The organism is Paraburkholderia sp. (assembly GCF_035948235.1).
In the GTDB taxonomy this organism is placed as follows: Bacteria; Pseudomonadota; Gammaproteobacteria; order Burkholderiales; family Burkholderiaceae; genus Paraburkholderia.
In genome coordinates this window covers 60,034-69,733 of sequence record NZ_DASZJJ010000301.1, presented here as the reverse complement: position 1 = coordinate 69,733, position 9,700 = coordinate 60,034, and the positions used below count along the sequence as shown (strand labels likewise).

General features: G+C 62.7%; 10 protein-coding genes and 1 pseudogene. 8 read left to right on the top strand and 3 right to left on the bottom strand.

Translation table 11 applies throughout. The features are described from left to right. The 5 genes and pseudogenes from VG320_RS27050 to benD form a co-directional block, all read left to right on the top strand. Nucleotides 1-316, top strand: a pseudogene (locus VG320_RS27050) (catechol 1,2-dioxygenase); the annotation flags it as partial. 121 nt (nucleotides 317-437) lie between these two features. Then, complete coding sequence (locus VG320_RS27045; protein WP_327203140.1) at nucleotides 438-1,796, top strand: Rieske 2Fe-2S domain-containing protein; 1,359 nt, start codon at nucleotides 438-440, stop codon at nucleotides 1,794-1,796. Then, a complete protein-coding gene (benB, locus tag VG320_RS27040) occupies nucleotides 1,793-2,281 on the top strand; it encodes a benzoate 1,2-dioxygenase small subunit (protein WP_327203139.1) in 489 nt (162 codons plus the stop codon). The genes VG320_RS27045 and benB overlap by 4 nt, the downstream gene beginning before the upstream one ends. 49 nt (nucleotides 2,282-2,330) lie before the next feature. Further along, nucleotides 2,331-3,356: a benzoate 1,2-dioxygenase electron transfer component BenC gene (gene benC, locus VG320_RS27035; RefSeq protein WP_327203138.1), complete on the top strand. Its 1,026-nt coding sequence runs from the start codon at nucleotides 2,331-2,333 to the stop codon at nucleotides 3,354-3,356. Then, on the top strand, nucleotides 3,353-4,141 hold the full coding sequence (benD, locus tag VG320_RS27030) for a benzoate diol dehydrogenase BenD (protein ID WP_327203137.1): 789 nt from the start codon (nucleotides 3,353-3,355) through the stop codon (nucleotides 4,139-4,141). Before benC ends, benD begins: the two co-directional genes overlap by 4 nt. Nucleotides 4,142-4,156: 15 nt before the next feature. Here benD and VG320_RS27025 read toward each other — a convergent pair whose 3' ends face one another. Continuing rightward, complete coding sequence (locus tag VG320_RS27025) at nucleotides 4,157-5,095, bottom strand: LysR family transcriptional regulator (protein WP_327203136.1); 939 nt, start codon at nucleotides 5,093-5,095, stop codon at nucleotides 4,157-4,159. A 179-nt stretch (nucleotides 5,096-5,274) separates the two neighbouring features. On the opposite strand from VG320_RS27025, the gene VG320_RS27020 reads away from it, so the two are divergent. The 3 genes from VG320_RS27020 to VG320_RS27010 are packed head-to-tail and all read left to right on the top strand — an operon-like array spanning nucleotide 5,275 to nucleotide 7,783. Next, on the top strand, nucleotides 5,275-5,718 hold the full coding sequence (locus tag VG320_RS27020) for a MarR family winged helix-turn-helix transcriptional regulator (protein ID WP_327203135.1): 444 nt from the start codon (nucleotides 5,275-5,277) through the stop codon (nucleotides 5,716-5,718). Nucleotides 5,719-5,774: 56 nt separating this feature from the next. Then, a complete protein-coding gene (locus tag VG320_RS27015; protein ID WP_327203133.1) occupies nucleotides 5,775-7,061 on the top strand; it encodes a M20 family metallopeptidase in 1,287 nt (428 codons plus the stop codon). Nucleotides 7,062-7,063: 2 nt separating this feature from the next. After that, entirely contained in the window at nucleotides 7,064-7,783 is a 720-nt protein-coding gene (locus VG320_RS27010; RefSeq protein WP_327203143.1) for a trimeric intracellular cation channel family protein, read from the top strand. A 21-nt stretch (nucleotides 7,784-7,804) separates the two neighbouring features. On the opposite strand, the gene VG320_RS27005 is transcribed toward VG320_RS27010, so the two are convergent. Together VG320_RS27005 and VG320_RS27000 are read right to left on the bottom strand one after the other, a co-directional pair. After that, complete coding sequence (locus tag VG320_RS27005; protein ID WP_327203132.1) at nucleotides 7,805-8,332, bottom strand: cysteine hydrolase family protein; 528 nt, start codon at nucleotides 8,330-8,332, stop codon at nucleotides 7,805-7,807. Between the two features lie 27 nt (nucleotides 8,333-8,359). Next, nucleotides 8,360-9,658, bottom strand: a complete 1,299-nt coding sequence (locus VG320_RS27000) for an MFS transporter (protein ID WP_327203131.1) — start codon at nucleotides 9,656-9,658, stop codon at nucleotides 8,360-8,362. Nucleotides 9,659-9,700: the final 42 nt, after the last annotated feature.

Here is a 9,700-nt window from a genome sequence, read left to right as displayed (position 1 = left end):
GCTCAACGGTCTGGGGCGTCACGGCAATCGCCCGGCGCACGTGCACTTCTTCGTGACGAGCGGCGATCATCGCAAGCTCACGACGCAGTTCAATATCGAAGGTGATCCGCTGATCTGGGATGACTTCGCCTACGCCACGCGCGAAGAACTGATCCCGCACGTCGTCGATAAAACCGGTGGCGCGGCGCTTGGCCTGAAGAACGACGCGTACAAGCACATCGAATTCGATTTCACGCTCACGCCGTTGCTGCAAGGTAAGGACAACCAGATCGTGCAGCGTCCGCGTGCAGCGGCCGAGGCTACGGCCACGGCCTGAGCATCCCGCCCGGCGGCAACCGCTTCGCGTTGCCGCCACCCACCGATTCCCCGCGAGAACCCGTTCGCCACCGATGCATGTGTCCCGTGCAGGGATCGGTGTACGCATAGGGAGAGGAAATATGTCCGCCATCATCGATAAAGCCCACGAACTCGATCACCTGCTGGCCACCGCCGTGCAGGACGACAGGCAAGCCGGTATTTTCCGCTGCCGTCGCGATATCTTCACCAATGCCGAGTTGTTCGAACTGGAGATGAAACACATCTTCGAAAACAACTGGGTGTATCTTGCGCACGAAAGCCAGATCCCGAACAACAACGATTACTACACGACGTGGATTGGCCGTCAGCCCATCGTTATCACGCGTGACAAGACCGGCGAACTGAACGCCGTGATCAATGCCTGCGCCCACAAGGGTGCAATGTTGTGCCGTCGTAAGCACGGCAACAAGGGCAGCTTTACTTGCCCGTTCCATGGCTGGACTTTCTCCAACACGGGCAAACTGCTCAAGGTGAAGGACGAGAAAACCACCGAATACCCGGTGCAATTCAACACGCACGGGTCGCACGATCTGAAGAAGGTTGCGCGGTTCCAGAACTATCGCGGTTTCCTGTTTGGCAGCCTGAATGCAGATGCAATGCCGCTGGAAGACTACCTCGGCGAAGCGCGCGTGATTATCGACCAGATCGTTGATCAGGCGCCCGGTGGCCTGGAAGTGCTGCGCGGTAATTCCTCGTATGTGTACGAGGGAAACTGGAAAATGCAGATGGAAAACGGTTGCGACGGCTATCACGTCAGCACCGTGCACTGGAATTACGCCGCCACCATGGGCCGCCGCAAGGAAGAGGGCACCAAGGCCGTCGATGCGAATAGCTGGAGCAAGTCGGTTGCCGGCGTCTATGGTTTCGAGCACGGCCATATTTTGCTGTGGACCGAAACGATGAATCCGGAAGTGCGACCGGTCTATCAGCAGCGCGACGAAATCAAGGCGCGCGTGGGCGACGTGGCCGCCGATTTCATCGTCAATCAGACGCGCAATCTGTGTCTCTATCCGAACGTGTTCCTGATGGACCAGTTCAGCACGCAGATCCGCGTGGTGCGCCCGATCAGCGTCGATAAAACCGAAGTGTCGATTTTCTGCTTCGCGCCGAAGGGTGAGAGCGCAACGGACCGTGCCACGCGCATCCGCCAGTACGAAGACTTTTTCAACGTCTCGGGCATGGGCACGGCCGACGATCTGGAAGAATTCCGCGCCTGCCAGAACGGTTATGCGGGCATCACGGCGATGTGGAACGATCTCTCGCGCGGCGCGCCGCTGTGGGTCGAAGGCGCTGACGAAAACGCGAAAAAGATGGGCCTCAAGCCCCTGATCTCAGGCGAGCGCAGCGAGGACGAAGGTCTTTTCGTGTGCCAGCACGAATACTGGGTGCGTACGATGAAAGACGCACTGAAGAAGGAACGTGAGGAGGCCGTAGCATGAGTGTCGACTATCAAACCCTCTGCGCCGTGCTCTATCGCGAAGCGCGCCTGCTCGACGATCGCCAGTGGGACGAGTGGCTCACCTGCTACACCGAAGACGTCACCTACTGGATGCCGGCCTGGGACGACGACGACACGCTTACCGACGATCACGAAAGCCAGATCTCGCTGATGTATTACCCGGACCGGGGCGGCCTGGAAGACCGCGTGTTCCGCATCAAGACTGAACGCAGCGGCGCGTCCACGCCCGAGCCGCGTACGAGCCACAACGTCACCAACGTGGAAGTGCTGGCCACGCGCGATAACGAAGTGGACCTGCGCTACAACTTCCAGACGCTCAATCATCGCTACCGTACAACCGACTTCTTTTACGGCACGATGTTCGTCACCTTGCGTCAGGTCGAAGGCCAGTGGCTGATTGCCTACAAAAAGATCGTGCTGAAAAACGACTATATCCGGCAGGTTCTCGACGTTTATCACGTGTAATTCACGCTGACGTCGAATGCATCACTATCAGGTAGTTGGAGGAGTCCCTATGTCCAGTTTCAATATTGCGCTCAATTTCGAAGACGGCGTCACGCGCTTCATCGAATGCAAGGCCGGTGAGAAAGTTCTCGACGCCGCGTTTCGCGCCCGCATCAATCTGCCGATGGATTGCTCCGACGGCGTGTGCGGCACCTGCAAATGCAAGGCCGAAAGCGGCAGCTACGACCTTGGCGACGACTATATCGAAGACGCGCTGAGCGACGATGAAAAAGAAGGCGGCCTTGTACTGACCTGCCAGATGGTGCCGCAAAGCGATTGCGTGATTGCGGTGCCGGCTTCGTCGGCGGTTTGCAAGACGGGACAGAGCAAGTGCGCCGCGACGGTCGCGAAGATCGAACTGCACAACGACGCAGCGGTCGTGCTGGAACTGGATGTGGAAGACAATGCGCCCGTGTTCTTGCCGGGCCAGTACGTCAATATCGACGTGCCAGGCAGCGGCCAGCATCGCTCGTATTCGTTCTCATCGGCGCCGGGCGACTCGAAGCTTAGCTTCCTCATCAAGAAAATTCCCGGCGGCGTGATGAGCACGTGGCTGGAAGCCGCGCAAACCGGCGACAAACTCGAACTGGTTGGGCCGCTCGGCAGCTTTTATCTGCGCGACGTGCAGCGTCCGCTGCTGTTCCTCGCGGGCGGCACGGGTCTCGCACCGTTCCTGTCGATGCTCGAAGTGCTCGCGCGTGCGAACTCGCAACAAAAGGTGCACCTGATCTATGGCGTGACGCGCGATCTCGATCTCGTGCAGGTCGAAGCGATCGAAGCCTACACCGCGAAGCTGGCGAATTTCAGCTTCAGCACCGTGGTGGCCGACGAAGCGTCGAGTCATCCGCGCAAGGGCTGGGTCACGCAGCATATTCCCGCCGATGCGCTCAACGATGGCGATGTCGATGTCTATCTGTGCGGGCCGCCGCCGATGGTCGATGCCGTGCGCAAGCACTTCGACGATAACGGCGTGAAGCCCAACAGCTTCCACTATGAGAAGTTCACTCCGAACGTGGTTCAGAAGGCGGCGGCATGAGCATGCAACGATTCTCAGGCAAGGTCCTGGTCGTGACGGGCGCGGCCCAGGGCATCGGGCGCGGCGTGGCGCTGCGCGCGGCCGCGGAAGGCGGCAAGGTGCTGCTCGTCGATCGCGCCGATTTCGTCGGTGAAGTCGCCATTGAAGTCGCTGCGGAGGCGGGCAGCGCTCACACAGCCGGTTTCGTCGCCGACCTCGAAACCTACGAAGGCGCGCGCGCCGCGATGGCCTTCGCGGTGGAGAAGTTTGGCGGCATCGACATTCTGATCAACGGCGTGGGCGGTGCGATCCGCATGCGTCCGTTCGCGGAGTTCGAGCCCGCGCAGATCGACGCCGAAATCCGTCGCTCGCTGATGCCCACGCTTTATACCTGCCACGCGGTACTGCCGCATTTACTGGCGCGTGGCGGCGGCACCATCGTCAATATCTCGTCGAATGCCACGCGCGGGATTCGCCGCGTGCCCTATTCAGCGGCCAAAGGCGGCGTGAACGCCATTACGCAGGCGCTGGCGATGGAATACGCGGAACACAATATCCGCGTGGTGGCCACGGCGCCTGGCGGCACCACCGCGCCGCCGCGCCGCGTGCCACGCAACGCAGCGGGCGATAGCGAGCAGGAAAAGGCGTGGATGAGTGAGGCCGTTCATCAGGTCACCGAATCAACCTTCTTCAAGCGCTACGGCAGCATTGACGAGCAGGTTGCGCCGATTCTGTTTCTGGCTTCCGATGAAGCGAGCTATATCACCGGCTCGGTCTTGCCAGTCGCAGGCGGCGATACTGGCTGAAAAAGCCCCTGAAATTCATTCTTTTTTAGCTTGCGGCTCCCGATCCGTCGGTGCGAGATATTCCATGCCCTGCTCGTCGTACAGGTCGTAGATCAGTTGCAGCATGCGCTGCAGATCTTCGGACTCGTCGAGCATGCGCACGCTCATGATGATCGGCGACACCAGGTTTTCGTCGTCGAGATCTTTGTAAAGGACGTCGTCGCGCTTGAGGCCATACACACTCTTTGGCACGATCGAAATCCCTTCGCCTGCCGCCACCAGCCCAAGCGCCACCTGCAACTCGCGCGTCTCCAGCACGCGCCCCGGTTTAAGCGCTCGGTCATGAAAGGCCGCCAGCACCTGGTCCGCGTAGCTCGGGCGCGGCGACTTGGGGAAAATGATCAGCGTTTCGTGAATCAGGTCGTGCAGCGACAGCACCGTCTTCGCGTCGCCCAGCGCATGGCCCAGCGGCAGCGCCACGATCATGCGCTCCTCGCGCAGCACCACGCGGCGGATGCTGGGGTCATCCAGGCGAATCCGCCCAAAGCCCACGTCGATGCGGCCTTCCTTGAGGGCCTTGATCTGGTCCATCGTGGACATTTCGTTCAGGCTCAATTCGACTTCCGCATGCTGCTGACGATAGCGCCGGATGATCTTCGGCAGCATTCCATATAGCGTCGAGCCGACAAAACCCACCGAAAGATTGCGCTCGATCTTGCCGACCCGGCGCGTCATGGATTCGAGTTCGGCGGTTTGCGCGAGCAGTTGCGAGGCGTGTTGATAGAAGAAGCGCCCGGTGTCGGTGAGTTTGAGCGGGCGCGAATTGCGCTCGAAAAGCTGCACGCCCAGAATCTCCTCCAGTTGCTGGATCTGCCGGCTCAAGGGCGGCTGCGCGATATGCAACCGCTGCGCCGCGCGCGTGAAGCTGCGTTCTTCGGCGACCGCCACAAAGTAGCGAAGATGGCGCAACTCCATGTTCCAACCTCTGGGATATCGATTCGTGACGAAAGGGCGCGAGAGCGCATCTCATTATACCTTCGAGGCATGAAGCCATGCGCCGGTCCCATCCCAAAAATAGTTGAATTTTTCAACTATTTGTCTATACTCCGAGCGTCGCCGGCCAGCTTGCCGGCTTTTACGTTGGGAGCGTGCACGTGTCTTCCGGTCAGCATCCCGGCTTTCTCACCTTCAGGCTCGATCTGGCGAGCGCGCTGCTCAGCGAGCGCGCCAACGCCATCTATCGCGAGCGCTGGGGTCTCGACGTGCGCGCGCTGCGTGTGCTGCGGCTCGTCTGCGCGGAAGCGGGTATCACGCCGAAGACCGTTTCGCAGCGCGCGCTGATCGAAAAGACGCTGCTGTCGAAAACGCTTGCAGAGCTGGAAGCGCGCGGCTTGATCGTGCGCGACACACACGCGCAGGATCGCCGCAGCATTGCGCTGAGCGGCACGCCCGAAGGTGTGGACGTGGCGCAGGCATCGGCGAAAGTCGGCGCCGATCTTGAAGGCGAACTGGCCGCCGTGCTGTCTGCCAGCGAACGCAAGACGCTCGACCGCTTGCTCGAAAAGCTTTCGGACAGCCTGCTCGACGGCGCGGCCTGAAAACCGCCTGTGCCGCACGCCGCCCTTCGTAGCCCCCAATTCTCCAGGAGTCATCCATGACCAGATTGATCGATACGCTCGCCCCCGCGATTGGCGCGCTGCTGCCCGAACTCGAGGCGATCTACAAGGACCTGCACGAGCATCCGGAACTGTCGATGCAGGAATTCCGCACCGCGAAGATCGTCGCCGATTACGTGGAAAAACTCGGCTATGAAGTCACGCGCGAAGTGGGCGTGACGGGTGTAGTCGCCATTTTGCACAACGGCAGCGGCCCGACCGTGATGCTGCGCGCCGACATGGACGCGCTGCCGATGGTCGAAGCCACCGGCCTGCCGTACGCGAGCAAGGTCGTCACAAAAGACGAGGACGGCGTGCAGGTGGGCGTCGCGCATAGCTGCGGCCACGACATGCACGTGACCTGGCTGCTGGGCGTCGCGCGCCTGATGGCGGAACATCGCGGCGCATGGAGCGGCACGCTCATGGCCGTGTTCCAGCCGGGCGAGGAAGTGGGGCGCGGCGCGCGCAGCATGGTCGACGACGGCATGATCACGCGCTTCCCCAAGCCCGACGTGATTCTCGGCCAGCATGTGATGGTGGGCGCGGCGGGCACGGTTGGCTATCGCAGCGGCACGATTCTATCGGCGGGCGACAGCCTCAAGGTCAGGCTGTTCGGGCGCGGCTCGCATGGTTCGCAGCCGCAGACCTCAATCGATCCGGTCATCATGGCGGCCTCTACCACCTTGCGCCTGCAGACCATCGTGTCGCGCGAAATCTCGCCGCGCGACAGCGCCGTGCTGACGATCGGCAGCCTGCAGGCGGGCACCAAGGAAAACATCATCCCCGACGACGCCACGCTCAAACTCAACGTGCGCACCTACGACGAGGACGTGCGCGAGTACATGCTGGGCGCGATCCGCCGCATCTGCTGCGCCGAATGCACGGCCTCCAATGCGCCGCGCGAGCCGGAATTCACGACGCTCTCCAGCTACCCGCTGACCGTCAACGACGACGCCACCACGGCGCGTCTGCGCACCGCCTTCGAAACGCAGTTCGGCGAACGCGCCTACGAAACCGAACCGGCCGCGGCCAGCGAGGACTTCAGCGTGTTCGGCCGCGAGTGGGGCGTGCCTTACGCGTTCTGGTTCGTCGGCGGGACCGATCGCGAGGTGTTCGAAAAAGCCCGCGCCGCGAAGAAGATCAACGAACTGCCGAGCAATCACTCGCCGCGCTTTGCGCCGGTGATCGACCCGACGCTGCGCACCGGACTCGAAACGATGCTCTGCGCGGCGGGGGCGTGGCTTGGCCACGAAGCGGCACAGGAACCGATGGGCGAGGCGGCGTGAGCATGGCATTGGGCGCGCACGTCAGCGCGCATCTCAATACGCATACGGCCTACACGGCGCTCGATCTGATCGGCACGTTTGCCTTTGCGATCTCGGGCGCCGTCGCGGCGCGGCAGCGGCGGCTGGATCTGTTCGGCATTCTCGTCGTCACCTTCATGGTGGCGTGCGGCGGGGGCATCGTGCGCGATGTCTGTATCGGCGCGATTCCGCCGGCGGGGCTGTCGAACTGGGCCTATATGGCGGTGACAGTCCTTGCGGCGCTGCTTACCATCGTCGCCTATCCGCAGGTGCGGCGGCTGCGTCATCCCGTGCTGTTCTTCGATGCGATCGGCCTGGGCCTTTTCGCGGTGGCGGGCGCGCAGAAAGCGTGGATCTGGACCGATAGCGCGGAAACGGCCATCGTGCTCGGCATGGTGAGCGCGGTGGGCGGCGGAGTGTTGCGCGACATCATGCTTTCACGCGTGCCGGCGATCCTGGAGCGCGAGATTTACGCGTCGGCGGCGTTGCTGGGCTCGGCGATTCAGGTCGGGCTCACGTATATGGACTGGTCGACGTTCTGGACGCCGTGGGTCGCGACCATCGGCTGCGTGATGCTGCGGCTTGCGTCGCTGTATTTCAACTGGCGTTTGCCGGTGTTTGCCACGCGCGAAATCAGGAAGAAGGCGCGCGCGCTGGAAGATTCGATACAAGCCGGCGAGGATGCGCGGCACGACGGCCGTTAGCCGTGCCGCGTCCAGACCACGTCAGAAGGTGATATCCGCCGTTTTCACGGCGGTAATGCGCGGACCGAAACTACGCATGCTCGACAGCGTCTGGTTGTGATGTTCGCGGATCATGGCCGCCGTGGCGTGCGGTTTGTCGTGGGTGGTGTGCGCGTCGGCGGCGAGCGTCACCGTGAAACCATTGGCGGCGGAACGGCGCGTGGTCGTATCGACGCAGAACTCGCTGGCGTAGCCGCAGATCACCACATGATTGGTCGCATGCTGCGCGAGAATCGCGCTCAGCGCGGTGTTCAGGTAGGAGTCGGGCGTGCGCTTGCTGACGAATAAATCGCTGTCTTGCGCCTGCGCGGCATCGGCGATCTGCCAGGGCTCGCTGCCGGGGACGAGTTCTTCGTCCTCATGCTGCACGAACACAACGGGCACGCGCGCCGCGCGGGCGCGCCCGATCAACTGCTGGACGTTGGCGCTCACGCTTGCGGCGTCGCCCGGCAGCGGCTCAGTGGCGACAAGCCCCTTCTGGAAATCGATGACGAGTAATGCAGTAGTCATAAAGCGAGTCCTCGGCAAAAGGCGATTCTAGCCGCTTGCCTTTTCCTGGAATAGCGCCAGTCCCACCAGGCTGACGAGCCCGCAACCCAGCACATACCAGGCGGGCGCGTAGAAACTCCCCGTCGCGCGCCAGAGCGCCCCCACCGCAAGCTGTGCAAAGCCGCCGAACAAGGTCACGCCCACGGCGTAAATGATCCCCAGCGACGTCGCGCGTACTTCGGGGCGCAGCGCTTCAAGAATCATCAGAAAGCCCGCGGGGCTCGTGAGCGTCATCAGGCCGATCAGCACGACGGCTACGACCAGCACTGTGACCACCGTCGGCCGCGCCGCGATGGCGGCGAACGCGGGAAAGAGCAGGGCCAGCGAGACGATCGACGCGATGGCGAGCAGCGGCTTGCGGCGCGGTAGACGGTCCGCAAGCTTGCCCGCGAACGGTGAGCCGACCAGCAGCACCAGCCCCGCCGCGCAGCCGCTTGCAGATGCCGTGGCGCTCGGCATATGCAGCGTGAGCGCGAGAAACGCGGGCAGGAAAAATACGATGGTGTACATCGTGCCGGTGCCGCCGATCACCAGCATCGTGCCCGCCACGATCAGACGCAGCGGCAGCTTGCGGCGCACCGGCGCGGCTTTCGTATCGGCATGCGCAGGCGCGGGCAAGGTATCGTCCAGCCGCGCGCGCAGGACAAAGCCCAGCGGTCCGATGGCGAGTCCAATCAGAAACGGCACGCGCCAGCCCCACGTAATCAGTTGCTCATGCGCGAGCGACTTCGACAGCAGCAGCGCGATCAGCGCGCCCGCCAGCGCCGCGCCCCCCTGGCTCGCCATCTGCCAGCTCACCAGCAGGCCGCGCCGGCCTTCACGGCCCGCTTCCATCAGCAGCGTGGTGGCCGCGCCGACTTCTCCGCCCGCCGAAAAACCTTGCAGCAGGCGACCAAGCACGATCAACGCGGGCGCGGCGACGCCGATCTGCGCGTAAGTGGGCGCAAGACCAATCAGGCCCGTGCCCAGCGCCATTAGCAGGACAGTGAGAATGAGCGCGGGCTTGCGTCCCGCGCGATCCGCATACGCGCCGATCACGACGCCGCCCAGCGGACGCACGACAAAGCCTACGCCGAAGGTGGCGAGCGACATCATCAGTGAAGAAAGCGCATCGTGTGCAGGGAAAAATAGCTGGCCGATAAGCGCAGAAAAGAAGCTGTAGACGGTGAAATCGAAGAACTCCAGACCGTTGCCGAGCGCGGCGGCCAGCACCATCGTGCGGTTCTTGCGGGCTGTAGGAAGGGGCGTGCCGGCCTGGGTTGCGGTGCGTTCGTGTACGACGTTCATGCGGATGCCTCGATTGCTTTGGAGCGGGGTTTCAAGCCGTGG

Coding starts and splice junctions, on each gene's coding strand:
- VG320_RS27045 (WP_327203140.1), top strand. CDS start 438: ATGTCCGCCATCATCGATAAAGCCCACGAACTCGATCACCTGCTGGCC.
- benB (WP_327203139.1), top strand. CDS start 1,793: ATGAGTGTCGACTATCAAACCCTCTGCGCCGTGCTCTATCGCGAAGCG.
- benC (WP_327203138.1), top strand. CDS start 2,331: ATGTCCAGTTTCAATATTGCGCTCAATTTCGAAGACGGCGTCACGCGC.
- benD (WP_327203137.1), top strand. CDS start 3,353: ATGAGCATGCAACGATTCTCAGGCAAGGTCCTGGTCGTGACGGGCGCG.
- VG320_RS27025 (WP_327203136.1), bottom strand. CDS start 5,095: ATGGAGTTGCGCCATCTTCGCTACTTTGTGGCGGTCGCCGAAGAACGC.
- VG320_RS27015 (WP_327203133.1), top strand. CDS start 5,775: ATGACCAGATTGATCGATACGCTCGCCCCCGCGATTGGCGCGCTGCTG.
- VG320_RS27010 (WP_327203143.1), top strand. CDS start 7,064: ATGGCATTGGGCGCGCACGTCAGCGCGCATCTCAATACGCATACGGCC.
- VG320_RS27005 (WP_327203132.1), bottom strand. CDS start 8,332: ATGACTACTGCATTACTCGTCATCGATTTCCAGAAGGGGCTTGTCGCC.
- VG320_RS27000 (WP_327203131.1), bottom strand. CDS start 9,658: ATGAACGTCGTACACGAACGCACCGCAACCCAGGCCGGCACGCCCCTT.